This window comes from Streptomyces caniscabiei (genome assembly GCF_014930365.1).
Classification (GTDB): Bacteria; Actinomycetota; Actinomycetes; order Streptomycetales; family Streptomycetaceae; genus Streptomyces; species Streptomyces caniscabiei.
Genome location: NZ_JABXWI010000022.1, coordinates 112,495 through 136,462 on the forward strand (window position 1 = coordinate 112,495; position 23,968 = coordinate 136,462).

Below are 23,968 nucleotides of genomic sequence, written 5' to 3' on the forward strand. Positions count from 1 at the left end.
CGATTCGTACCTGCCTGCGATTATCAGGACCGCTTCACCGAACCTCCACATTGAGCCACGGAGGCGAAGCAACAGGGACAAGGACCCGGGAGCTCTATCCTTGTCCCCGGCAACGTCACGGATCAGCCCACACCCGGGCACCAAGACAGAGGCCACCACACCCGGCCCCCGTAGCTCAGTGGATAGAGCAGGCGCCTTCTAAGCGCTTGGCCGCAGGTTCGAGTCCTGCCGGGGGCGCCCACACCCCGCCCTCCCTCCGGGAGGGCATTTCGCTGTCCGGGACCGCTTCACCACGCTCCGGAGTCACACCAGCCGATCAGCCGATGACCCGGCGTGCCGCGATCCGGAATGCGCACCAAGCCAGATGCCCTACGCATTCAAGCCGTGATCACACTTGATGGTGAACCCATCAAGATCACGCAACCGGCAGCATCGAGGCACGGTTGTCCCCGGCGCCATATGTCATCGACTGGGGAGTCCGGTGGCCTAGCTGCCGCTCCGTCAGGTTGTCAGGGGCGGTGGGTGAGGGTGGTCTGCGGGACCCGGTAGAAGCCGTGCCGGCGGCGGAGGTGGCCCAGGTCCACCAGGTAGCGGCGGAGGGTCACATGGTCCACCGGGGCGTCCTCGCACCACGCGCGCAGCTTCTCGTTCACGGTGCGTTCGGGGTACTCGATGCCCGGTTCGAAGGTCCGTTCCGCCACGTACCGCAGGACGACCAGCTTCCGCTGCCACCGGGCCGGCAGCCGGACGAGGCGCCCGTCGCGCACGAAGGTCCGCAGGACGGGGTCGGTTCGGTCCGTCGTCTCGGTCGCCGCAGCCGTCCCGGCGCTCGAGTCCTCCGCTGACGCCTGCTTCTCCACGCCGTTCACTCCTCTGTCCGCTCGTCGGCCGCCGCCCCCGTCGCGTCGGACGCTAACCGCCCGGCTCTCCTCGACGCACCCCATTTCCCTTCGGCCCCCGGCGTCCGAAGGCGCCGCTCCCACACTCTCGTTCGGTGAGGGTGATCCCCCGACGAACGCCGTGACCCCCGGTGCGCGGGCGCGTTGAAGGGGCGTGCGGCCACGAAGAAGCGGCCGTGCTCACCGATCAAGAAGGAGAACGTGATGTCTCGCATCGCGAAGGCAGCCGTCGTCACGCTCGGCACCTCCGCCGTCGTGCTCAGCGGCGCCGGCCTCGCCTCGGCGGACGCGGGCGCCGAGGCCAAGGCCGTCGGCTCCCCGGGTGTCCTGTCCGGCAACGTCGTCCAGGTCCCCGTCAACGTGCCGATCAACCTGTGCGGGAACACGATCGACGTCATCGGCCTGCTCAACCCCGCCTTCGGCAACGTCTGCGTCAACAAGAGCGACGACCACCACAAGGGCAACCCGGGCAGCCCCGGCAAGTCCGCCGGCTACGGCCACTGACGGGGCCCACACCCCTGGCGACAAGGCAGTACCAGGAAGCCCCCGGCGGGATCACCGCCGGGGGCTTCCTGCTTCCCGCCGCCCCGGAGCCGTCGGCAGAACACTGCAAGTAGAGACTTACGCGTACCGGTACACGCTTCCGATCTCCTCCATCTGCCCCGGCGTCACGTTCCACGGCGGCATCCGCTCGTCGCGTGCGAGGATCCGTCCCCTCTGGGAATCGCCCCGGGCCGGCGGCTTGGCCGGGAGGTAGCGCGCCCCTTTGTGGCGCCGCTGCCAGCGCGTCCACTGGAGGTCGATGAAGGCGTGGTGCAGCCAGAAGACGGGGTCGTTGACGGAGGCGCCGCCGACCATGTGCCCGCCCACCCACCGGTGCACCCGGTTGTGGTTGAGCCATGAGCCGTTGCCGGTCCCCTGCCCCCACCCTTCGAGGCGGTTGCGGAACCCTCCGCGGGTGACCGAGTTCCAGGGGGCCTTGTCGTAGACCGGCTCGGCGAGGGCCGCCTCCAGGTCACGGGCGGTGGGCAGCCCTACGGGGTTGCGGGGATAGCCCAAGTCCCGGGTGAGGTACTCGATGTCCGTGAGCCCCTCCGTGATGGTCCACCTGCCCGTCCCGTACGCGAAGGGACCGGTCATCACCCGCTTGTCGGAGCGCCGGCCGTTGCCGCCGAGCAGATCGGCCGTCCAGGGCACCGAGGCGGTCGTCCGGTCGCGCGTCCAGTCCCAGTAGGGCACGGACACCGTGTCGTCGATCCGGCGCAGCGCCTTCTCCAGCTCCAGCACGAACCGGCGGTGCCAGGGCAGGAAGGAGGGCGCCATGTGGGCCGTACGCAGACCGCCGTCGCCGTCGGAGACGTAGTGGTCGATGTGCATCCGCACGAACTCGTCGTACTCACCGCGCTGTTTGAGCTGCAGCAGCGCTCCGACGAACCGCCGCCGCTCGCTGCGGGTGAGCGTACTGACGTCCTTACGCGTGTAGGCCATGGCCGACCGCCCCCTCCACCATGGCCGCAACCCGCAGGCGCTGGGCCGCGCCCAACTCGTCGACGGCGGCGCGAGTCGCGTCCAGGGCCGTCGGGTACGAGCGGTAGTGGTCGATCATGCTCAGATACGTGCCGTCGGCTCGCCGCATCAGATGCAGCGGGCGTCCGTCGACGGTGATGTCCCAGATGTCGGCTCCGGGCGTCCGGGCGCCCAGATAGGCGGCCTGGCCCGTGTCGGCCTTGGCGCCGCGGATACGGCGACCCCGGTACGTCTCGTCGAAGTCGGCCTCCTCGGGGCGCGCCGACCCGCGTGGCCACGCGGCGGCGACGACGGGGGCCACGGCCAGGGCGAGGGCCGACACCCCCAGGGCGCGCAGCGCGTTGCGGCGTGTTCTTCTCCGGCCGGCGGCGGGGTCCACCGTCACTCTGCTCGTCGCTCGGCTCGTCATTCTGCCGACGAACAACACTCTCTCCTCGTCGTGTTCGGTAGCGGTGACCCCCGCGCGGCCGGCCCGGGCGGGTACGGCCCGGGCCTCGTCCTCCGTGTCGCCGCAGGCTCAGACGAGCCCGAGGTTCGCGGTCGGCGCCGTCCGCAGCGCCGGGGTGAGGACGGCCGCCTGGGGGTCCTTGAGGCTGGGCAGGCCCAGCGCGTCGGGGTTGGGCGCGGTCAGGGGGGTGTCCAGGTTCAGTCCGGGGGTGAGGGTCCGCAGGTCGGCGGCGGGCGCGTCGACGCCGACCCGCTCGAAGCCCTCCCCGACGATCCGGGGCAGCGGGGTCTCGGCCTGGAGGCCCGGCAGTGCGGCGCCGAGCGGCACCTGCGGCAGCGTGCTGGCGGGCAGCAGCCGGCCCTCGACGTACTTCGGTCCCTCGGGGGCGCCGGGCGTCAGCAGCGGCAGTTGTCCGCCCAGCGTGGGCATCTTCACGTTCAGGGAGTGCTCCACGCCTTCGAGCGGTACGGGGACGGGTACCGTCTCGGCCGCGACGGCGGGGGCTGCGGAGGCGCCCACGGCGGCCGCCACACCGGTGACGACGGCGGCAAGGGTTCCTCGGGTGGTCGGCTTCATCTCGGTACGGTCCCTTTCGGCAATGGGCGGATCCGTGGGTCGGCGTCCGTACCCGGTGAACGATCCGGAGTTCTCCCCCAGCGGAAGATTCGCCCGACTGCCGCAATAGTCCGAGAGGCTGATCGGCCCACTGGTCGGCTGGTCGGTCGGTCAGTTGGTCGCCAAGTCGGATGGTCGGCAAGTCAGTCGATCAGCTGGTCCAGAAATCCCACCAGCGGGTCAGGACGAGCATTCCGATCACTCCGAGGTGCATCACCGGGAAGACCCAGGTGAACTCGGCCAGGAAGCTCCGCAGCCCGGCCGGCGCGGGCAGGAAACCCTCGCGGACGACGAACGACGTCACGTACCAGAAAAGGACGGTCGTGGCGATCCAGGCCAGGCAGCACCACAGACAGAGCGAGTTGATCCGGTACAGCGACTGGAACTGGAGCCAGGTCACGAAGCCGATCCCGAACAGCGTGCCCGCGTCGAAGGTCAGCCAGTACCAGCGCGGGAAGGCGGCCCCGGCCAACAGGCTCGCGCCGACACATGACGATGCCGTAGGCCACCAGACCGAGCATCGGGTTGGGGAACCCGAAGGCGGAGGCCTGGTCGCTCTTCATGATGTTGCCGCAGGAGACGACCGGGTTGAGGCTGCACCCGGGGGTGAAGTCCGGGTCCTCCAGCAGCTTGAACTTGTCGAGCGTGATGACCCAGGAGGCGAGCAGCCCGGCCGCGCCGGAGATCAGCAGCAGGATCGCGAAGGCACGGCTGCCGCCCGCCGTTCGGGATGTGCTCGCCACGACCGCCGCGCCGGAGGAACCCGTGGCACCCGTGGCACCCGTGGCACCCGTGGCACCCGCCCGATCCTCCGACCGCCCTGCCGGGACGGACATCAGCCGCGCAGGCTGCGGGCCGGCAGGAGGACGTGTGCCGCGCTGGTCAGCGTCTCGGTGTCACCGGCGAAGGCGGCGAGGGCCTCGGGCTCGACGGGCATCCCGGGCTGGGCCTCGGGCCAGGGGCGGGTCGCGAAGAGCAGGTAGGCGAAGCCGCGCCGGCCGACGGCGGCGAGCCACTCCGGCGGAGCGGGGCACTGGGCGTTGAGCTGCGGCATCGTGACGACGGCCTGGCCGGCCTCGACGAGCAGGGTGACCGGCAGACTGGGGTGGGCGGCGCCGTCGACGACCTTCTCGCCGATGGACAGGCCGAGGCTCGTCAGCAGGTCCGCGACGGCGGCCGTGGAGCCCTCGGGGCCGCTCTGCCCGTCACCCAGGGTGTAGGCCAGCAGGTACGGCATGTCCCCGTCGGGGGCTTCGCCGCTCCACGCCATGACCACGAGCGTGCCGAGGTCTGCGGGGCGGAAAGGGCGGGTTTCAGCGGAAGTTGAAGTCACCGCGGAACCCTATCCACGCCCGCCAAACGACCCGGGCGCGTTTTCACCCGACCGGGCGACAGCCGACGACCGACCACACGAATGAGGGACACGCCCTCGAACAGGCAACGCGACCGGGGCCGGTCCCGCGGCTTCGCGGAACCGGCCCCGTGAGACCGCGAGGAGAACGGTCAGCGCTGGAGGGGCAGACCGCCGAGGAGCTGGCCGGGACCGCCGGAGGAGTTGAGGGTCTTCGTCGCGCCGCTCACCGTGTGGAGCACGGAGTCCTTGTTCTCGGTGTCGAGCGCGTTCGACTGCTGCTGCAGGGGGGCGGGTGAGATGGGCTCCTTGAAGAGCGTGTTCACCGCGCCGTTGAGGCTGGTGGGCGTGACGTCCGTGGCGTCGTAGGCAAAGGCCGGCGCGGCGGCGCCAGCGATGGCCAAGGACCCGGCAACGACAGCGGCGGCCTTCAGGGACTTCATCGAGTTCCTCTCCTCGGGATGCTGGAAGCACTGCGCCGTGTCCAACGAGCCCTCGCGCCGACGGAAACCCCGTACCGGACAGGTCATATCTGACGCCGAACAACAGGTCATACGAAAGAGCCGTCGGGCCGACCTCTACGACGACCGGCCCGACGGCTCCGCCCGGCTCCTGTCGAACCGGCGGCACGGCGGCTCTCCCCGGCGTCTACCGAACCGGCGGCACGGCCGCAGGTGACGTCACCGGCAGGTCGGCCGGCGGCTGGACCGGCGGCAGGTCGGCCGGGGCGGGCAGGCCGCTGCCGACCAGGATCGCGGCGATGACCTTGACCAACGCGGTCACCACCCCGGTGACGGCGGGCAGGACCTGGGCGAGTTCCCCGGAGGTGACCGCCTTGAGCAGGGCGTCGACCGCCGTCTGCAGGACGGTGAGCGCGTCGGTCACCGGGTCGGCTGCGAGTCTGCCGACCGGCTGCGCGAGGCCCCGGTCGTACGCGGGCAGCGTGACGGGCAGCTGGGGCGCGGCCGGCACCGAAGGCGCCGCCGGGACCGCGGGTGGGTTCGCGGCGGGCGGCGCCGGCGGCACGGCGGGCGCGGGCGGCGTGGCGGGAACGGCCGGAGTGACCGGTACGGCCGGGGCCTCCGGCGCGGCGGGCGCGGCCGGTACGGCCGGGGCGTCCGGCAGGGTGGGCGCGGCCGGGTCGGCCGGCAGTGCGGCCGGTGGGGTCGCAGGGGCGGCCGCCTTGGCCTTGTCGATGGCGTCCCGCACGGCCTTGCCCAACTCGGCCGCCTGTTCGGCGGAGAGCTGACCGTTGTCCGCTTTGAGTGCGGCGTCGAGCAGATCGGTCACCGGCTTCAGCACGCCACCGAGGTCGCCCAGGCCCTTGAGCTGGGTGAGGAGCGCGTCCGCGCCGGGGACGGGGGCCGCCGCCGACCGGGCGTGGCCACGCGTCGACTCGACGTCCGCGGCCAGGGCGGCGGGGGCGGTGACGCCGAGCAGGAGCGTGGCGCAGAGGGCGGGGACCGCGAGACGCCGTGCGGGCAGAGCACGCATGAATGTTCCTTTCAACGGTGCGACGGATCGGCTTTTCGCCTTGTCTTTTCACCGTGAAATCGGTGTTCTCCGTCTGCAACCGAGGGACCCCATTCGGGGCAACACGAACCGGCCGCCCTCCCTGCTGGGAGGACGGCCGGTTCGTATGTCAACGTGCGAACGTCAGTCCGGGGACGTCAGTTTTCGAACGTCAGTCGTTGAAGCACTTGTTGCCGAACGCCGGGTTCAGCAGACCGATGATGTTGACGGTGTTCCCGCACACGTTGACCGGCACGTGAACCGGAACCTGCACGACGTTGCCCGACAGCACGCCCGGGGAGTGGGCGGCGAAGCCCTTCGCCTCGCTGTCGGCGGTGGCGACGCCGGCGGTGCCCGCCACGGCCGCGGCAGCAACGGAGGTCAGGGCCAGGCCCTTCGCGATACGCGACATGGAGAGGTGCTCCTTGGAGTTGATGCAAAAACACTCGGGCGGGGGTGCCCGGCGCTGGAGTCAACGCGCGGCAGGCGCCGGGGGTTGTGCCTCCAAAGGGGTGATCTCGCAAATCGCCGGCTTCACCGTTCCGACACAGTTGGCATGTTCCGCGAATACATACGCACAGCGGGCTAGAGTTGCGCTCCTCCCCAGGCCGCCGCGGCCTTTATCAGATCCGTAGATATTCGACACCTCGACGGTCTGCGGAATTACCCCGACAAGCACCCGAACGAGCTCCCGAAAGGGCACCGACGGTCATGCGAATTCATCCGGGTCCTCTGCTGCGCCGCGCATGGGTGGGCTGTTTCACCCTCGTCGCCCTCTGCGGGCCCGGCGCTCCCGCGACGGCCGCCCCGCCCGCTCCCTCTCCCGAGGCCGAACGCCTGGCCCTCACCCAGCGGTACCGGGCGCTCCAGCACGGCGGCATCGTCCGCGCGGCCAACTCCTCCATCACCTGCCGTGCGCGGGCGGCCGACCCTCAGGTCCCCCAGGCCCCCGTGTCCCCTCCGGCCTCCGTGCCCCCGGCGGCCACGCCGTCGTGCGCCGAGGCGCGCGAGGGACGCACCGCCGTCAACGACGACTTCGACATGTTCTACGTCGACGTCGACCGGGACCCGAACACCTACAACTCCAGCCGGGGCGAGGTCCTGCTGCCGCCGGGCGCGCGGGTGTCGTACGCGCGGCTGTACTGGGGCGGGAACCTGCGGGTCGGTGAGCAGAAGCCGCCGAAGGACAACGGGCGGGTGCTGATCGCGGAGCCCGGGGGCGCGTACAAGGAGGTGCTCGCGGACTCGGTGGTGGGGCATCGGGTGACGGAGGACGCGGACGCGTTCCAGGCCTCGGCGGACGTCACGGAGCTGGTGCGGTCGAGCGGTTCGGGGCTCTACACGGTGGCGCAGGTCAATGTGGCGATGGGGCGCTCGGCGGCCGGGGCGTGGGGCGGCTGGACGCTGACGGTGGCCTACGAGAACCCGGCGGAACCGCTGCGGCACCTGGCCATGTGGGACGGGTTCGACACTCTCTCGACCGGGTTCGGCGCAGTCCCGACGGGCGGTGGGCAGGGCGTCCGGCTGAGCGGCGCGGCGCTGCCGGAAGGGGCGCGCGGGACCGTCGGGCTGGTCGCGTACGACGGGGATCGCGGCAGTGCGGGCGACTCGCTCACTGTTTCGACCGGGCTGGGTCCCGCCGTCGCGCTCGGGGACGCGGCCAACCCTCGTGACGACGTATTGAACTCGACGATCAGCCAGCCAGGAGCGGTCGTCGGGGGGCGTACGCCGGCGTACGCGAACACCCTGGGATACGACTCGGACGTTCTCGAACTGGACGACGAAATCCAGCGCGGCGGTGACCAGTTGGCCTTCCGGCTCGTTTCGCAGCGGGACGCGGCTTGGGTCGGGGCGCTCTTCGTCGCCGTCGACGCCAAGCCGTGACGCGCGCCGCCCGGCGCCGCCCTTGAGCGAGGAAACCCGCATGCAACTGTCACCATCCGACCCTCCGTCGCGGGTCCTGCATCTCACCCAGCCGGTCGACGGCGGCGTGGCGCGTGTCGTGACGGACCTGGTGCGTGCCCAGCTCGCCGAGGGGCTGCGCGTCGCGGTGGCCTGCCCCGACGGCCCGCTCGCCCCGGAGTTGCGCGCGCTCGGCGCGGACGTACGGCACTGGGCGGCCACCCGGTCGCCGGGGCCCACGCTCCTGTCCGAGGTGCGCGGGGTGCGGCGGATCCTCGACGACGTACGGCCCGACCTGGTGCACGCGCACAGCGCGAAGGCCGGGCTGGCGGGCCGGCTCGTCGTACGGGGGCGCGTGCCGACCGTGTTCCAGCCGCACGCCTGGTCGTTCGAGGCGGTGGACGGCGCGATGGCGGCGCTGGCGCTCGGATGGGAGCGAACGGGGGCGCGTTGGGCCTCACGCGTGGTGTGCGTCAGTGAGGCGGAGCGGATCACCGGCCTGCGGGCCGGGGTGCGGGCTCGCTGGACGGTGATCCCGAACGGGGTAGACGCCGGGCGCTTCCACCCCGCCGCCGTCGACACCGTGCGCGCCCAGCTTCCGCTGCTGTCCGAGGTCGATCCGGCGGCGCCCTTGGTGGTGTGCGTGGGACGGCTGTGCCGGCAGAAGGGGCAGGACGTGCTCCTCGCGGCCTGGGACGAGGTGCTGCGGCGGGTGCCGCGGGCGCGTCTGGTGCTGGTCGGGGACGGGCCGGAGGGCGAGCGGCTGCGGGCCCTGGCGCCCGAGGGCGTGCTGTTCGCCGGGGCCGTGACGAACGCGGTGCCCTGGTACCAGGCGGCCGATCTGGTCGTCCTGCCGTCGCGGTGGGAGGGCATGGCGCTGGCGCCGCTGGAGGCCATGGCGTGCGGACGGCCGGTCGTGCTCACCGAGGTGGACGGGGCCCGCGAGAGCCTGCCGTCCGGCCAGGAGCCGGTGCCCGTCGAGGATCCCGCGGCGCTCGCCGGGGCCGTCGCCCGGCTGCTGCTCGACCCGCTGCTGCGGGAGTCGCTCGGCCACCAAGGGCGCCGACACGTACTGACCACGCACGACGTACGGCACACGAACGAGGCCGTCGCGGGCGTGTACCGCGAACTGCTCGGCGGTGCGGACGGCCGGCGCGGGGAAGCCACCGAGTGCAGGGAGTCCATCCACACGTGACTGCGGAACGTACGGAAAGCACCGTCCCCTCCTCCGGTGGACAGCAACGCGAGTTCGGCGGCGCGTCCGTCTCGGTGGCCCCGCCGCGCGAGACCGTCGGCGGTCTGACCTTCCCGGCCGGCCGGCGGCCCGTCGCCCGGCCTCCCTCAGGGCTGCCGCTGCTCGCCGCGGACGGCGGCGCGGCCCTCCTCGCGGTGCTGGCCCTCACCGGCGACACGACCCCGGGGCGCCCCCTGATGGCGGCCGCCCTGGCCCTGGCCGTGGCGTGGCTGAACGCCCGGGCGCGCCTGTACCGGCCGCCCGCCGTGCCCGCCGTGCTCGACGAACTGCCCGCCGTGTGCGGGCGGATCGTGCTCGGCTGGTGCGTGCTCGGCGCCGGTGTGGCCGCACACTCCCCCGACCACGCCCTGGCCGCCCATGAGCTGGCCCTCGGCTGCGCGCTGCAGTCGGCGGCGGCCTGCGTCGGCCGGGGCACGGTGCACTGGCACCGGCGCCGGGCGCTGCTGAGGCGCCCCGGGGCGGCCCTGGTGGTGGGTCCGGTGGCGACCGCGCAGCGCGTGGCCGCCGCGTTCCTGCGCCACCCGGGGTGCGGCATCCGGCCCGTCGGTGTCGTCGCCGAACAGGGCGGCCAGGGCGAGGGCCTGCCTGTGCTGACCACCGCCGAGGAGGTACGGCGGGCCGCTCTCCAGAACGGCGTGCAGGCCGTGCTCGTCGTCGGCTCGCGCACCGAACGCGCCCCGCTGCTGCGGTCTCTGGAGGACGGCGGCTGCGCACTGTGGGAGGTGGACGCCGAGTCCCCCTCGTACGACCGGGACGGCCCGACCGAGCTGCTCGCCGGGTTCGCCTGCCGTCGGCTCGAACTGACGCGCGGCCATGAGTCCGTCGGCAAGCGGCTGGTGGATGTCGTCGTGTCCGGGGCGCTGTTGCTGCTGGTGAGCCCGCTGCTGCTGGTGTGCGCGGTGGTGCTGCGGCTGAGTGACGGGCCCGGTGTGGTGTTCCGGCAGGAGCGGATCGGGCGGGACGGCCTACCGTTCACGCTGCTGAAGTTCCGCACCCACCGGCCGGTCGACGCGCACGAGGCGGCGACCCGGTGGAGCGTGGCGAACGAGCAGGAGATGGGCTGGTTCTGCCGCTTCCTGCGGCGCACCTCGCTGGACGAGCTGCTCCAGCTGTGGAACGTGCTGCGCGGCGACATGAGTCTGGTCGGCCCGCGCCCCGAACGGCCCTACTTCGTGGCCAAGTTCGGGCAGACCTACCCGGGCTACACGGCCCGGCACCGGATGCGGACCGGCATCACCGGGCTGGCCCAGGTCACCGGTCTGCGCGGGGACACCTCCATCGAGGACCGGGCCCGCTTCGACAACGCGTACATCGACAACTGGTCGCTGTGGCAGGACTTCTGCGTCCTGGTCCGCACGGCCGCCGCGCTCGTCCGTCCGACGGGGAGCTGACCGTGACGTCCGTGCGCGCTGCGGCGCCCGTCCTGCCCGTGGTCGCCGTGGTCGCCGCGCTCGCGCTGCCGATCACACCGGGCGCCGAGGGCGGCGCGACCCCGGCCGACGCCGTCTCCGGCCTCCTGGTGCTGTGGTGCGCCGTACGGCTGCTGCGGGACCGGCGGCGGCCCCTGACCCCTGCGGCGGCGGTGGTCCTCGGGCTGCCGGTGATCGGGCTCGCGCTGGCCGCGGCCGGGGCCGGTGACCCGGGGGCCGGCGTCGCCGGGTTCGGCCGGTACCTCCAGGTGTTCGTGCTGGTGCCGATGGCGGTTCTGCTCTGTGTCCGGAACCGGTCCGGCTTCCGGGTGGTGGCCTGGTCGTTCGTGGGGCTCGCGCTGTGGCAGGGCGCCGTCGGGGCACACCAGTACGCCACCGGGACCGGGGCCAGCTACGCCGGTGAGGACATCCGGGCCGTCGGGACCTTCGGGGCCGGCGACGTCATGGGGATGGCGACCGTGGTGTCGTTCGGGCTGGTGTGCGCGGTGGGTCTCGCGCTGGCGCCCGCGACGGCGAAGCAGCGGGCCTGGGCGCTGGTCTGCTCGGCGCTGCTGGTGCTGCCGCTCGCGGTGTCGTTCAGCCGGGGCGCGTGGATCGCCACGGCGGTGGCGTGCGGGCTCCAGGTGGTGCTGGCCGGGCTGCGGCGGGCGGTGACGGTCTTCGCGGCCGTGGCAGCCGTGGGTGTGGTCCTCGTCGGCGGGCTCGGCATCGGGTCCACGATGCTCCAGGAGCGGATCAGCAGCATCACCCGGGTCGCCGACGCGCCGGACCAGTCCGTCACCGACCGGTACACCATGTGGGCCGCGGCCGCCGGCATGTGGCGCGACCAGCCGCTGACCGGCGTCGGGTTGAAGGGCTTCCCCGAGCACCGCGACGGCCACGCCTCGCTGGCGCTCTCCTCCGGCAGCGACATCGCGGGCGCCGGCACGGCCTACCAGAAGCAGCCGCTGCTCTCCCCGCACAACATGTACCTCCTGGTCCTGAGCGAGCAGGGCCTGATCGGCCTCCTCACGCTCGGCGGCAGCTGGCTGGCCCTCGGGGTGTGCGGCCTTCGGGGCCTGGCCCGGGCCCGCCGGGAGACCGGCGCGGCCGGACGGGACTCCGGGGAGCGCGGGAGCCGGGCCGGTGGGATCGACTGCGGGCTCGTGGCGTGCGGGCTGGTCGCCTGGGTGCTGGTGGACTTCGCGTACGCGGACATCGGCGGGCCGACGACCGTGCTGACGGCCGTGTGCTTCGGGCTGGTGGGCTGGTGGGCGCTGGCCGACCGGACCGCCACGGGTGACGCGCCGGCCCGGACCGCCCCGGCCCGCGTGCCCGAGGAGGCCGGGGCACGATGACGACGACCCCTCCGCCGGCGCCGCACGGGACACCGCCGCTACCGGCTCGACCACCGCGGCCGACGCGGCCGACGCCCGGGACGCCTGCGGGCGCCGACGCCGCCGACCTGACGACGGCAGGCTCCGCTCCCTCCGAGCCCGCCGTCCCCCTTACCCCCCCGGCCACCGTCCCCGTCGCCACCCCCTCCGTGCCCGCCGCCCGGGAGGCCGATCTCTCCGAGGTCGCGCCGCCCAGCGGGCGGTTCCTCGCCAAGGCCACGCTCGTCACGGCGGCGCTCACGGCGGCGGCGGCCCTGCTGGGGCTCGGCCGCGACCAGGCGCTGTCGTATCTGTTCGGGGCCGGCAGCGAGACGGACGCCTTCCTGGTGGCCTGGACGGTGCCGGAGTTCGCGGCGACGCTGCTGATCGAGGACGGCATGGCGTTCGTGCTGGTGCCGGCGTTCAGTGTGGCCGTGGCCCGCCGCGCCCGGGGCGGCGTGGGCGACCCGGTCCGCGCCCTTCTCGCCTCGACGCTGCCCCGGCTGACGCTGGCGTTCGTCGCCGCGGCCATGCTGGTGATCGTCGGCGCGCCCTACCTCGTCGAGGCACTGGCCCCCGGTCTCCCCCACCCCGAACTGGCCGTCGACTGCACCCGGTTGACCGGCACCTGCGCCCTCTCCTTCGGTCTCGCCGGCTACTGCAGCGCGGCCCTGCGCGCGCACCGCCGGTTCGTGGCCCCTGCGGCGATCTACGTGGCCTACAACGTCGGGATCATCACGGCGATGTTCGTGCTCGGGGGACGCTGGGGCGTGCGGGCGGCGGCGCTGGGCGTCGCGGTGGGCGGCGTGCTGATGATCCTCACCCAGCTGCCCTCACTGCTGCGCGCGCTGCGCCGCAGGAGCCGGACCCCCGAAGCGTACGAGTCGGCCGAGCCGTCCCACACACCACAGACACCTCAGGCACCCCAGGAACCCCAGACCCCCCTCACCTCGCCGTCCGACCCCACCCGCCCCGTCGAGTTCGCCCTCATCAGCACCGTCCTGCTCTTCGCGCTCTGCCGTCAGTCCCAGGTCCTCATCGAGCGTTTCCTCGGCTCGACGCTGCCCGCCGGGGCCATCTCGCACCTCAACTACGCGCAGAAGGTGGCCCAGATCCCGATGACGTTCTCGCTGATGCTGTGCACCGTCACCCTCCCGGTGGTGGCGCAGGCGATGGCGGAGGGCGACACCGAGCGGGCCCGCAGCCGGGTGGAGAAGGATCTCGCGCTGGTGTCGTGCATCGTGCTGCTCGGTGCGGCGGCGATCTTCGCGTGCGGCCCGCAGATCATCGAACTGCTCTTCCAGCGCGGTGCGTTCACCGCGCGGGACACGGCCGCCACCGCCGCCGTGATGCGGGTGTACGCCCTCGGGCTGCTCGGCCACGCCCTGGTGAGCGCGCTGGTCCGCTCCTACTTCTCGGCCGGCCGGCCCACCTGGTACCCGCTGCTCGCCATGACCACCGGGATCGTCGCGACCTCGTGGATCGGCGCGGCCACCGTCGGCTCCTGGGGCGTCCTCGGCATCGCCGCCGCCAACGCCTTCGGCATCACCCTGACCGCCCTGCTCCTGCTGTACGGCATGGGCGGCCGGGCGGTGCCGATCCGCACCCGGCAGGTGGTGACCGAGATGAGCCGTCCCGTGCGGGCGGCCGTGGCCGCGGGCGTGGTGGGGATGTACTGCGCCGACCGGATCGACTCGGCCGTCCTCGGTCTCGCCGTCGGCGGCGCGGTCGTCGCCCTCGTCTTCGTCCTGCTGGCCTGGGCCATGGACGCCTCCGGCGTCACGCCCGCACTCCGTTCCGTCACACGAAGGCTCGCCGATGTCCGTATCCGCTGACCGTCCGCCCACCCCGGCCGAACGCCCGCCCACCCCGGCCGGGCGCACGCCGGTCCCCGCCGGCCGCGAACCGGCGGGGACCGCCGCCGCGCCCCTCTGGGTGGCCATGTACCACTCGGTGGGCGACTGCTCCGACGACCCGTACCGCGTCACGGTCTCGCCCGACCGCCTCGACGCGCAGCTCGGCTGGCTGCGGCGGCGGGGGCTGCGCGGGGTCGGCATGGCCGAGCTGCTCGCCGCCCGCGCCCGGGGCGAGGGCCGGGACCTGGTGGGGCTGACCTTCGACGACGGGTACGTCGACTTCGTCGACCACGCGCTGCCGCGCCTGCGGGCGCACGGCTGCGGGGCCACGCTCTTCGTGCTGCCGGGGCGGCTCGGCGGCGAGAACGCCTGGGATCCGCTGGGCCCGCGCAAGCCGCTCCTCGACGAGCGGGGCATCCGGAAGGCCGCCGGGACCGAGGGCATCGAGGTCGGCTCGCACGGCCTGACCCACATCGACCTCACGCAGGCGGACGACGAGACCCTGCGCGCCGAGACCGCCGACAGCAGGACGCGGCTCGGGGAGTTGCTCGGTGCCCCGGTCCAGGGCTTCTGCTACCCGTACGGCACCCTCGACCAGCGCGCCGCCGACGCTGTGCGGGACGCCGGGTACGCGTACGCCTGCGCCATCGACCCCGGCCCGCTGAACGGCCCGTACGCGCTGCCGCGCGTGCACATCGGCGAGGAGGACACGGCCCTGCGGCTGCTGCTGAAGCGGAAACTGCACCGGCTGCGCCGGCGTCCCGTCGAGGGGGTCTGAGCCGACGTGAAGGCGCTGCACATCATCACCGGTCTGGGCGTCGGCGGCGCGGAACAGCAACTGCGGCTGCTGCTGCGGCATCTGCCGGTCGACTGCGACGTGGTGACGCTGACCAATCCGGGCCCGGTCGCCGACGGTCTGACCGCCGACGGCGTCCGGGTCACCCACCTCGGCATGGCGGGCAACCGCGATCTCGCCGCGCTCCCCCGGCTGGTGCGGGTGATCCGCGGGGGCGGCTACGACCTCGTGCACACCCATCTCTACCGGGCCTGCGTCTACGGCCGGATCGCCGCCCGGCTGGCGGGGGTCCGCGCGGTCGTCGCCACCGAGCACTCCCTCGGCGACTCGCAGATGGAGGGCAGAACGCTTTCCGCCGGCGTGCGCGCCCTCTATCTCGCCAGCGAGCGGCTCGGCCGGTCCACGGTCGCCGTCTCGCCGACCGTCGCCGACCGGCTGAAGCGCTGGGGGGTGCCGGCCCCGCGGATCGAGGTCGTGCCCAACGGCATCGACCTCGCGGGCTTCCGCTTCGACGCGGACCTGCGCGAGCTGACCCGGCGGCGGCTCGGGCTGCCGGAGGACGCGTACGTCGTCGGGGGCGTCGGCCGGCTCGCGGCGAGCAAGCGTTTCGACGTGCTGATCCGCGCCTTGGCCCAACTCCCGCACGACTGCTGGGTGTTGGTGGTCGGCGGCGGACCGGAGGAGAGCGTGCTGCGGCGGGCCGCACAGCGCGCCGGGGTCGCCGACCGGGTGCTGCTCACCGGGGAGCGCCCGGCCACGGGGACCCCCGGCACCGATCTGCCCTCCCTGATGAACGCCATGGACGTGCTCGCCTCGCCCAGCGCCGAGGAGGCCTTCGGGCTCGCGGTGGTGGAGGCGATGGCGTCCGGGCTGCCCGTGCTCTATGTCTCCTGCCCGGCGATCGAGGACCTGCCCCCGGACTCGACCGTGGGTGCCCGACGCGTCCAGGGGGGCGCGGAGTCGTTCGTACGCGCCCTGCTGGACGTCCGCGCGCAGGGCGCGCGCTCCCGCGCGGTCCCCGCGGCCGCCCAGCACTACTGCATCACCCGCAGCGCCGCCCAGCTCATGGACGTGTACGCGGCCGCCGTCTCCAGCACGCCCTCGCCGACCCCGCCCCTGGGAGTGAGTTCCGTATGACCGACCGTACGCCCGAACACCCGACCGACAGCCTGACCCGCGGGTCGGCTCCCCTCGCCCGTGCCCGGTCCCTGCCCCCGTGGTCCCTGCTCGTCGCCGGCGCACTGCTCGGAGGGCTGGCGGGGGGCGCGTACGGCGTGGTGAAGGCGCCCGTGTACACCGCCACGAGCTATGTCGTCGCCGTGCCCGGCGAGGGGTCGGACCCCCAGTCGGCGCTCGGTTTCGCCCAGGCGTACGGGCGGGTCGCGACCCAGGTCGCGGTGCTCGGGGACGCCCAGGTGTGGGCGGGGGTGCCGATCGAGACGCTGCGGAGGAACGTGCGGACGGCGACGTCGCCGGACGCGCCGATGGTCGCCGTGTCGGCCACCTCCGCCCGCCCGGACCTCGCCGTCGACATGGCCAACGCCGTCTCACGGGCCCTGACCCGGCACGCCAACGACTCCGAGCCGTCGACGCGCGTCGAGCTGCAGGAGTTCGCCCGCGCGACCAGGCCGACCGAGCCGTCCTCGGCGTCGTCGACGGTGACCGGCCTGGTGGGCACCGCCGCCGGCGGGCTGCTCGGCGGGCTCGCCCTGCTGGTCCGGCCCCGGCGCACCCCACGGACACCGCCCGCCGCCTCCGTACCGGGTCCCGCTCTCGCCGCCGACACCCACGGCCAGCTGTGACCAGCACCCTGCACACGGGGCCGAGCACCACCCTGCGCGCCGAACTCTGCACCGACGAGGGCGAGTTCGGCGACCTGAGCGAGGCCTGGGGCCGGCTGTACCGGCGCTGCGGCGCGGCCACCCCGTTCCAGAACCACGCCTGGCTGCACTCCTGGTGGCTGTCGTACGGCACCCCCGGCAGGCTCCGTCTGGTCCTGGTCCGCGACGGGGCCGAGCTGCGCGCGGTCGCCCCGCTGATGCTCGTACGGCGTCCGCTGCCCACCCTCGTCCCGCTCGGCTGCCCCATCTCGGACTTCGCGGACGTCCTCCTCGACGACGAGCACGCCGAGCAGGCGTCGGCGGCGCTCGTCGAGGGGCTGTCGGCGGTCGCCCGGACGGCGTTGATCGACTTCCGCGAGGTACGGCCGGGCGCGGCCGTCGAACGGATCTACGACCGCTGGCGGGGTCCACGCCGCAAGGTGGCCGACTCGGTCTGTCTGGAGCTGCCCGCCCAGCCGATGGACGAGCTGCTCAAGCGGCTGCCGAACTCCCGGGCCCAGCGGGTGCGCGCCAAGCTCCGCAAGCTCGGTGACCTCGGTATCGAGCCGCGTACCGTGCGCGCCGACGAGGTGGACGCGGCGCTGCGGACGATGCTGGACCTGCACCGGCTCCAGTGGCAGGACCGCAAGGTGACGACCGAGCACATGCGGCCCCGTTTCTCCGAGCATCTGGTCCGCTCGGTCGAGCCGATGGTGCGCTCGGGGGACGCCGTGGTGACCGAGTTCCGGCTGGGCGGCGACGTCCTGGCCGTCGACGTCACCCTGCTGTCGCGCCGGCTGGCGGGCGGCTACCTCTACGGCGCCCATCCCCGGCTGCGCGAACGCAAGGCGGATGTCGCCACCATGCTGCTCGACGCCTGTGCCCGGCAGGTCGGATCCGGCGCCCAGCAGGTGCTGAGCCTGCTGCGGGGCGCCGAGCCGTACAAACTGCGCTGGCGCCCGGACACCGTCGTCAACCAGCGGCTGCTGCTCGCCCGCCGCCGCACCGCACCGCTGCTGTCGGCGGCGGCCTGCGACGCGGCGGCCCGCTGCCAGGGCAAGGAGCTGGTCCGCCGCTGGCGCGCCCGCAAGGACGCGAAGAAGGACCGCGGTGGCGGCGGGCGATGAGCGGCCCGCCGCCGTCGGCGGATCACCGGTAGCGCGCCCACCAGTCCGTGCGGATGCAGAGCTTCCCGCCGAGCCAGTACTCCACCCAGTCGCCCAGTTCCAGCGGCGAACAGTTCGGCGGGCGTACGGGCGTGGTGGGAGCAGGCTTCGGCGTGGGGGTCGGCGTCGGGGTCGGCGTGGGCGTGGGCGTCGGCTTCGGGGTGGCGGACGCGTCCGTGTCACGGCCGAAGAGCATCGACCGGTACACGGCGGCCGCCTTCGGGTTGGCCGCGCACTGCCAGACACCGTGCGGGCAGTAGTCCGTGAGCGTGTTGTAGAGCGGTTTGTGCTCGTCCATCCAGGCGAGCATGCGCCGCATGTACTCCGGGTTGTCGCCGTTGCGGAAAAGTCCCCATTCCGCATATGAGATGGGCTTCTTGTGCGCCTTCGCGAAATCGACGTGTGCCTGCAGACCGTACGGTTCCCTCACCTGCTCGTCGAAGGTGATTCCGCGCGGCTGGTCGTAGGAGTCCATGCCGATGATGTCGACCGTGTCGTCCCCCGGATAGCACTGCGTCCAGGGAACGGCGTCCCGGCCGCGGTTCGGGGTCCAGTCGAACTTGAACTTCTGGCCCGGCACCGCGCGCATCGTGGTGACGATCCTGTTCCAGTACTTCTTCCAGCTCTCCGGGTCGGGCCCGCAGCGATGGGTGTACGTGATGCCGTTCATCTCCCAGCCGAGCACGATCACCGTGTCCGGGATCCTCAGCTCGACCAGTCGCTCCGCGAGCCGGCGGTAGTGGTGGTCGAACTGGCCGGCGGCGGCGCGGCGCAGCAGCGCGCGGACCTCCCAGTCGGAGACGCCCTCCTCGTTGCGCTCCATCATGGGCACGTTGAGGACGAACATCCGGTCGTTCTCGTCGCGCCGCCACTCCGCCCAGGAGTCCAGGAAGCCGGGCAGCCCCTCGATGTTGGACCAGCGGTCGCCCGGCAGGTAGGTGTGCGCCACGCGCAGGTCGGAGCCGCCCAGCCAGTCGCTCAGCTCGGCGATCCGGGCGACGCCGCGGGGCCCGTAGTGCAGATAGGCGCCCATGGCCGGCGGTTCCCCGGGAGGCTTCGGGGTCTCGGAGGGAGTGGCCGGCAGGGGCGAGACGCCCTGCGGCGCGACGGACGCGCCCGGGACGAGGGGCGTCGTCGGTACGGCCGGAAGCGTGGGGGCGGCCGGGACCATGGGGGCGGCCGAGACCTGCGAAGTGGCCGCGGCCGTGGGGGTGGCCGCGGCCGCAGGTGCCGGTGGCGGTGGGTCGGTCGCCCGGCCGACCGTCCGCGCGCCCCCGGCGTACACCGGGACGGACACGAGGGCGAACGACGCGACCACGCCGGCCGCGACGAGCGCCAGCCGTCTGCCGCGGGGCCTCCTGTGCCGGTGCCGTCGCTGTTGTGGAGCCATGTCCGCTCCCCTCTCCGCTTTCTTCACTTCACTGCTTTCCGCCGCCGATTTCCACCTACTGACAATCAGTCATACGAATATGAATTCCGCCAACTGGGGCTCCGGCCTTCGGGTGCCCGAATCGCCCGCACGGGTGACCCGACGTCAAAGAAATGTGCGAGGACCCCGACGAAATGAATGTGCCGTTGCTCGACACCCGCGTTCCGGCCGTACTGCTGCGGACGGACCGTAATCCCTTCCACCACGGAACCCTGGGCGCCGTACGGTCCTTGGGCCGGGCCGGGGTGGAGGTGCATCTGGTCGCCGACTGCGCGGCGAGCCCGGTGCGCAGCTCGCGGTTCCTCCGGGCCGCCCACGCCCCGCCCCGCCCGGGGGCCCGACTCGACGAGTTCGCGGACGTCCTGCGCCGGGTGGCGGACCGGATCGGCCGTCCGGCGGTCCTGATCGCCCTGGACGACGCGAGCGCGGTGGCCGTCGCCCGGCTGCGCGCGGACCTGACGGACCGTTTCCTGTTGCCGGACCTGCCGCCGTACCTCGCCGAGCAGGTGGCGGACAAGGCCGAACTCGCCGCGCTGTGCGGGCGCCTGGGCCTCCCGCACCCCGTGATCGCGGTCCCCGACAGCGCGGCGGAGGCGGAGGCCGCCGCCCGCGAGCTGGGCCTGCCGGTTGTGGCCAAGTGGAGCCGCCCGTGGCTGCTGCCCGCCGGCGTGGGACTGCGCAGCACGGTGGTGGTGCGCTCCGCCGGGGAGGCGGCGGCCCTGTACCGGCGTTCGGAGCAGGCGGGCAGCCGGCTGCTGCTCCAGGCCTTCCTGCCGCCGGGCCTGGACCGCGACTGGTTCTTCCACGGCTACGTGGACCGTGCCGGAGTCGTGCGCTGCGGCGGGCCCGGCCGGAAGCTGAGCGCCTGGCCGCCCGGCGCGGGCCTGACCACCGTCGGCCGCTGGACGCCGAACCCGCGGGTCCAGGCCCTGGCCGAGCGGTTGACCGGCGCCCTCGGCTACCGGGGCGTGTTCGACCTCGACTTCCGCCGTGAGGGCCGGACCGACGTCCACCACCTGCTCGACTTCAACCCGCGTCCCGGCGCCCAGTTCCGGCTCTTCACCGACAGCGCCGGCGTCGACGTCGTACGCGCCCTGCACCTGGACCTGACCGGCCGTCGGGTACCGGACGGGGCGCCGGTGCCGGGCCGGACCTTCGTCGTGGAGAACTACGCGCCGCTGACCGCGCTGCGCCCCCATCCGCTCCCCTGCCCGCCACCCCGGCCGGGCGCGCGTGAGCTGGCATGGTACGCGCGGGACGACCGCGCCCCCGGCCTCGCGCTGTGGTCCCTGTGGCCCCGCCACGCGCTCGGCCGACTGCTGGCGCCCCGCACGCCCCCTCCCGTCCGGCGTGAGCACGCCCCCGACCACCTCGTACCCGACCACCTCGTCCCCGACGACCGAGCGGGGAGCCGCTCCGAGAACCGCACCGACAACGAGAAAGCGAGCAGCGCCTGATGTACGACCTGCTGGTGGTGGGCGCCGGCCCGTACGGCCTGTCCATCGCGTCCCACGCCGCGGCCGCCGGGCTGAGCCTGCGCGTCCTCGGCCGTCCCATGGCGTCCTGGCGCGACCACATGCCGCCGGGCATGTTCCTCAAGTCCGAGCCCTGGGCCTCCAACCTCTCCGATCCCGAGGGGCGTTGGCGTCTGGACGTGTACTGCGCGCAGCGGGGCGTCGAGGCCCGCCACGGTCTGCCGATCCCGGTCGGCACCTTCGCCTCGTACGGCCTGTGGTTCGCCCGGAACGCCCTTCCGCCCGTCGACGAGCGGACGGTGACGCTCCTTCGGCGCCGCTGCGGCGGCTTCGAGGCGGTCCTCGCCGACGGCGAGGTGGTGCGCGCCCGCACCGTGGTCCTCGCCGTCGGAGTGATCCCCTTCGTCGAAGTCCCGCCCGTGCTGCGGGCGTTGCCGACCGACCGCGTCTCCCACAGCAGCCACCACCGCGACCTCGGCCGGTTCCGGGGCATGGACGTCACGGTGATCGGCGGTGGTCAGGCGGCCCTGGAGACGGCCTCGCTCCTCGCCGAACAGGGCACCCGGGCGCGGATCCTGGCCCGCTCCCCCCTGCTCCGCTGGAACGACGTGCCGCCCCCGCTCGTACGCCCCCTGCGGCACTCGCTCCGCTCCCCGCACAGCGGCCTGGGCTGCGGCTGGCGCAACTGGTTCTACGCCGAGCGGCCCGGCTGGTACCGCCGGCTGCCGGAGGCGCGCCGCGTGCGGGTCGCCGCCGAGGCGCTGGGACCGGCGGGTGCCTGGTGGGTGCGCGACCGCGTCGAGCGCACCGTCGAGGTGCGGCTCGGCCAGGAGGTCGCGGTGGCGTACGAGACGGGCGGCGCGGTACGCCTGGAGACGGTGGGCCGGGACGGTGAGCTGACCTCGCTGGACACCCAGCACGTCATCGCGGCCACGGGTTTCCGGGCCCGCTGCGACCGGCTCGGACTGCTGGCGCCGGAGGTGCGGGCGGACCTCGCGCCCCTGCCGGACGGCTCGCCCGCGGTCGGGCGGGACTTCGAGTCCTCGGTCCCCGGCCTGTTCCTGGCGGGCCTGACCACGGCCGCCGGTTTCGGCCCCGCGATGCGCTTCGTGCACGGCGCGTCGTTCACGGCGCCCACCCTCGTACGAGGGGTACGCCGGCGGTTGCGGTCAGGGGTGCCCGGCGGCCGGATCCCGGTGCCGGGGGCGCGGGCCGACCTGGCCTCCACCGCCGGGTCCTGACGGGCCCGGGTGCCGGGCGGCGCGCCTCCCGGCACCCGGAGCGCTCACCGTACGGTCATCGGCCGGAAGCGGCCCGGCCCCGCCGGTAGACGATGGCCCCGCCCGCGATCAGCGCGAAGCTGGCGACCCCGGCGGCGAGGAGCGCCTCACGGTCGCTGCCGGTCTCGGGGAGCTGGGGCGGCTTGGTGGGCGGCATCGTCGGCGGGTGCGTGGGCGAGTGCGTCGGCGGGTGCGTGGGCGGGTGAGTGGAGTGCGGGGGCTTCGTCGGCGGCATCGTCGGTGGCTTCGTCGGGTGCGGGGGCTTGGTGGGGGGATTCGTCGGCGGCTTCGTCGGGTGCGGCGACTGCGTGGGGGGCTTGGTGGGGTGCGGGGGCTTCGTCGGCGGATGCGTCGAGTGCGGCGGCTTCGTCGGCGGCGTGGTCGGCGGCTTGGTGTGGTGCGGAGGCTTCGTCGGCGGGTTCGTCGGCGGTTTGGTCGGGTGCGGGGGCTTGGTGGGCGGGTTCGTCGGCGGGTGGTCGCCGTAGCCGCCCTCGGTCTCCTCCTCCGGCTGGTCGCCGTAGCCGCCGGAGGACTCGTCGTCGTGCCCGTAGCCGCCGTCGTCCCAGTCCTGGGTGAACTCCTCGTACGCCGAGCTGTCGTCGTGCGTCCCGGGCTCGTCGTACGTCCCGTGGTCGGCGGGCCCCTGCCACGCGTCGGGCTCCGTGTACTCCTCGTACGACGGCGGCGCCCAGGAGTCCTCGGGCTCCGGCGCCGAGGAGACCGACTCCTCGGGACGGGACGTGGGCGCCGGGGTGTACGCGGGCTCCGCGACCGGCGCGGCGTGCCGCTCCGGGGAGCTCTCGGTGTTCTTCTTGGTGCTCTTGGCGCTCTCCGGGGCGTGGTCGCCGGTGGTGCCGCACGCGTTGCCGACGGACGGGTTGCCGACGGCGGCGGGATCGACCGTGTTGCCGCAGATGTTCACCGGGACGGTGACCGGCACCTCGACCGCGTTGCCCGAGGCTACGCCGGGCGAGTTCGCGGCGGCCCCGTGCGCGCCCGTGTCCGCGAGGACCGGCGTGCCGTAGAGGGACAGCAGGCCTGTCGTCGCGGCGGCCACGACCATTCTCTTGCGCAGGGTCTGTCGCATCTCGTGTTTCTTCCTGCTCGCAGAAGTGGGAAAAGCCGGCCTTGGAGCCGTTGAGGACACTCCAAGACCGGCTGAGGCACAGCCGAGCGGCTGGTGCGAGGCGTTACGACGTCAGTCGTTGACGCACACGTTGCCGGCTGCCGGGTTGAGCAGACCGATGACGTTGATGGTGTTACCGCACACGTTGACGGGGATGTGGATCGGGACCTGCACCACGTTCCCCGAGAGGACACCCGGGGACCCGATGGCGGCACCCTTGGCCTCGGCGTCCGCGAAGGCCGGGGTGGCCATGCTCACGGCCATGATCGCGCCGGCGACGACGGCAGCGCTCTTCTTGAGCTTCACGTCTTTTCCCTTCTCTGCGGTCATGCCCTGATTGACGGCCGAAACCGAGCGAGCACAGCATGGACGGCTCGCATCATGACCTGCAGCCTGTGAAACGAGGAATAGACAGCGGAAGAAACTTCCGAACGCGGAGCGTAGGGTAATTCACCCAATCGCCCCGGGAGATCATCGGAAAGGCATATCGATGCCACCCGAATACCGCGCCTGGGGGCAGACGAAAGACTCGGGCCGAACGCACCGCGCGCGACCCGAGCCGTGTGACGATCTTCCGATCAGTTCTTGCCGCCGCCGTTGCCGTTGTCCGAGAGGATCGGGATGTCGGACAGGATGTGCGACAGCGGCTCGTCACCCTTGGCCTGGGTGGAGTTCTCGGTGCACTGCTGGTTCTGCGGCGCCGACAGGATCGGGACGTCCTGCAGC

General features: G+C 73.3%; 23 protein-coding genes, 1 tRNA gene and 2 pseudogenes. 13 read left to right on the plus strand and 13 right to left on the minus strand.

The window, feature by feature from the left end:
- The first annotated feature begins 164 nt into the window (after positions 1 to 164).
- Positions 165 to 237: transfer RNA gene (locus HW837_RS40845), tRNA-Arg, on the plus strand.
- A 272-nt stretch (positions 238 to 509) separates the two neighbouring features.
- On the opposite strand, the pseudogene HW837_RS40850 reads toward HW837_RS40845, so the two are convergent.
- Positions 510 to 788: pseudogene (locus tag HW837_RS40850) on the minus strand (DUF2087 domain-containing protein); the annotation flags it as partial.
- A gap of 315 nt (positions 789 to 1,103) precedes the next feature.
- On the opposite strand from HW837_RS40850, the gene HW837_RS40855 reads away from it, so the two are divergent.
- Complete coding sequence (locus HW837_RS40855) at positions 1,104 to 1,403, plus strand: chaplin (RefSeq protein ID WP_177262005.1); 300 nt, start codon at positions 1,104 to 1,106, stop codon at positions 1,401 to 1,403.
- Positions 1,404 to 1,520: 117 nt separating this feature from the next.
- Here the strand turns inward: HW837_RS40855 and HW837_RS40860 are convergent, their stop codons facing one another.
- From HW837_RS40860 to chpG, 8 genes and pseudogenes are all read right to left on the minus strand, one after another.
- Positions 1,521 to 2,387: a tyrosinase family protein gene (locus tag HW837_RS40860; RefSeq protein WP_045557601.1), complete on the minus strand. Its 867-nt coding sequence runs from the start codon at positions 2,385 to 2,387 to the stop codon at positions 1,521 to 1,523.
- The gene (locus HW837_RS40865; RefSeq protein ID WP_313895610.1) at positions 2,371 to 2,811 is read right to left on the minus strand and encodes a tyrosinase family oxidase copper chaperone; all 441 of its coding nucleotides are present in this window, start codon (positions 2,809 to 2,811) and stop codon (positions 2,371 to 2,373) included. Before HW837_RS40865 ends, HW837_RS40860 begins: the two co-directional genes overlap by 17 nt.
- Before the next feature lie 132 nt (positions 2,812 to 2,943).
- Positions 2,944 to 3,450, minus strand: coding sequence for a hypothetical protein (locus HW837_RS40870; protein WP_193381089.1), 507 nt, complete (start codon positions 3,448 to 3,450; stop codon positions 2,944 to 2,946).
- Positions 3,451 to 3,640: 190 nt separating this feature from the next.
- Positions 3,641 to 4,325, minus strand: a pseudogene (locus HW837_RS40875) (vitamin K epoxide reductase family protein).
- Positions 4,325 to 4,822 (minus strand): DUF5949 family protein, encoded by a 498-nt coding sequence (locus HW837_RS40880; RefSeq protein WP_045557604.1) that lies wholly within the window; start codon positions 4,820 to 4,822, stop codon positions 4,325 to 4,327. The pseudogene HW837_RS40875 and the gene HW837_RS40880 overlap by 1 nt, the downstream one beginning before the upstream one ends.
- A gap of 170 nt (positions 4,823 to 4,992) precedes the next feature.
- Positions 4,993 to 5,283, minus strand: coding sequence for a hypothetical protein (locus HW837_RS40885; protein WP_045557605.1), 291 nt, complete (start codon positions 5,281 to 5,283; stop codon positions 4,993 to 4,995).
- A 205-nt stretch (positions 5,284 to 5,488) separates the two neighbouring features.
- Positions 5,489 to 6,334, minus strand: a complete 846-nt coding sequence (locus tag HW837_RS40890) for a hypothetical protein (protein WP_045557606.1) — start codon at positions 6,332 to 6,334, stop codon at positions 5,489 to 5,491.
- Between the two features lie 190 nt (positions 6,335 to 6,524).
- Positions 6,525 to 6,764, minus strand: coding sequence for a chaplin ChpG (gene chpG, locus HW837_RS40895; protein WP_045557607.1), 240 nt, complete (start codon positions 6,762 to 6,764; stop codon positions 6,525 to 6,527).
- A 299-nt stretch (positions 6,765 to 7,063) separates the two neighbouring features.
- On the opposite strand from chpG, the gene HW837_RS40900 reads away from it, so the two are divergent.
- The 9 genes from HW837_RS40900 (at position 7,064) to HW837_RS40940 (ending at position 17,893) form a co-directional block, all read left to right on the plus strand.
- Positions 7,064 to 8,236: a DUF3344 domain-containing protein gene (locus HW837_RS40900; RefSeq protein WP_193381087.1), complete on the plus strand. Its 1,173-nt coding sequence runs from the start codon at positions 7,064 to 7,066 to the stop codon at positions 8,234 to 8,236.
- A 40-nt stretch (positions 8,237 to 8,276) separates the two neighbouring features.
- On the plus strand, positions 8,277 to 9,449 hold the full coding sequence (locus tag HW837_RS40905) for a glycosyltransferase (RefSeq protein ID WP_093790844.1): 1,173 nt from the start codon (positions 8,277 to 8,279) through the stop codon (positions 9,447 to 9,449).
- A complete protein-coding gene (locus tag HW837_RS40910) occupies positions 9,446 to 10,900 on the plus strand; it encodes an exopolysaccharide biosynthesis polyprenyl glycosylphosphotransferase (RefSeq protein WP_234442509.1) in 1,455 nt (484 codons plus the stop codon). The genes HW837_RS40905 and HW837_RS40910 overlap by 4 nt, the downstream gene beginning before the upstream one ends.
- A gap of 11 nt (positions 10,901 to 10,911) precedes the next feature.
- The gene (locus HW837_RS40915; RefSeq protein WP_193381114.1) at positions 10,912 to 12,276 is read left to right on the plus strand and encodes an O-antigen ligase family protein; all 1,365 of its coding nucleotides are present in this window, start codon (positions 10,912 to 10,914) and stop codon (positions 12,274 to 12,276) included.
- The gene (gene murJ, locus HW837_RS40920; RefSeq protein WP_237270592.1) at positions 12,273 to 14,129 is read left to right on the plus strand and encodes a murein biosynthesis integral membrane protein MurJ; all 1,857 of its coding nucleotides are present in this window, start codon (positions 12,273 to 12,275) and stop codon (positions 14,127 to 14,129) included. The genes HW837_RS40915 and murJ overlap by 4 nt, the downstream gene beginning before the upstream one ends.
- 106 nt (positions 14,130 to 14,235) lie before the next feature.
- Entirely contained in the window at positions 14,236 to 14,928 is a 693-nt protein-coding gene (locus tag HW837_RS40925) for a polysaccharide deacetylase family protein (protein ID WP_045557776.1), read from the plus strand.
- A 6-nt stretch (positions 14,929 to 14,934) separates the two neighbouring features.
- Entirely contained in the window at positions 14,935 to 16,083 is a 1,149-nt protein-coding gene (locus tag HW837_RS40930) for a glycosyltransferase (RefSeq protein ID WP_193381086.1), read from the plus strand.
- Positions 16,080 to 16,748 carry a YveK family protein gene (locus tag HW837_RS40935; protein ID WP_045557613.1) on the plus strand — a complete coding sequence of 223 codons (669 nt, stop codon included), beginning with the start codon at positions 16,080 to 16,082 and terminating at the stop codon, positions 16,746 to 16,748. Before HW837_RS40930 ends, HW837_RS40935 begins: the two co-directional genes overlap by 4 nt.
- Positions 16,745 to 17,893, plus strand: coding sequence for a GNAT family N-acetyltransferase (locus HW837_RS40940; protein ID WP_045557614.1), 1,149 nt, complete (start codon positions 16,745 to 16,747; stop codon positions 17,891 to 17,893). The genes HW837_RS40935 and HW837_RS40940 overlap by 4 nt, the downstream gene beginning before the upstream one ends.
- A 22-nt stretch (positions 17,894 to 17,915) precedes the next feature.
- Here HW837_RS40940 and HW837_RS40945 read toward each other — a convergent pair whose 3' ends face one another.
- Positions 17,916 to 19,322 carry a glycoside hydrolase family 26 protein gene (locus tag HW837_RS40945; protein WP_177262004.1) on the minus strand — a complete coding sequence of 469 codons (1,407 nt, stop codon included), beginning with the start codon at positions 19,320 to 19,322 and terminating at the stop codon, positions 17,916 to 17,918.
- A gap of 173 nt (positions 19,323 to 19,495) precedes the next feature.
- On the opposite strand from HW837_RS40945, the gene HW837_RS40950 reads away from it, so the two are divergent.
- Together HW837_RS40950 and HW837_RS40955 are read left to right on the plus strand one after the other, a co-directional pair.
- A complete protein-coding gene (locus HW837_RS40950; RefSeq protein ID WP_196790023.1) occupies positions 19,496 to 20,818 on the plus strand; it encodes a carboxylate--amine ligase in 1,323 nt (440 codons plus the stop codon).
- Positions 20,818 to 22,077 carry an NAD(P)-binding domain-containing protein gene (locus tag HW837_RS40955; protein WP_045557615.1) on the plus strand — a complete coding sequence of 420 codons (1,260 nt, stop codon included), beginning with the start codon at positions 20,818 to 20,820 and terminating at the stop codon, positions 22,075 to 22,077. The genes HW837_RS40950 and HW837_RS40955 overlap by 1 nt, the downstream gene beginning before the upstream one ends.
- Before the next feature lie 55 nt (positions 22,078 to 22,132).
- Here HW837_RS40955 and HW837_RS40960 read toward each other — a convergent pair whose 3' ends face one another.
- The 3 genes from HW837_RS40960 to HW837_RS49245 all read right to left on the minus strand — a co-directional run.
- Entirely contained in the window at positions 22,133 to 23,203 is a 1,071-nt protein-coding gene (locus HW837_RS40960) for a chaplin (RefSeq protein ID WP_093790841.1), read from the minus strand.
- Positions 23,204 to 23,314: 111 nt separating this feature from the next.
- Entirely contained in the window at positions 23,315 to 23,572 is a 258-nt protein-coding gene (locus HW837_RS40965; RefSeq protein WP_193381085.1) for a chaplin, read from the minus strand.
- 248 nt (positions 23,573 to 23,820) lie between these two features.
- On the minus strand, positions 23,821 to 23,968 hold a 148-nt coding region (locus HW837_RS49245), incomplete at its 5' end, for a rodlin (RefSeq protein ID WP_272875586.1).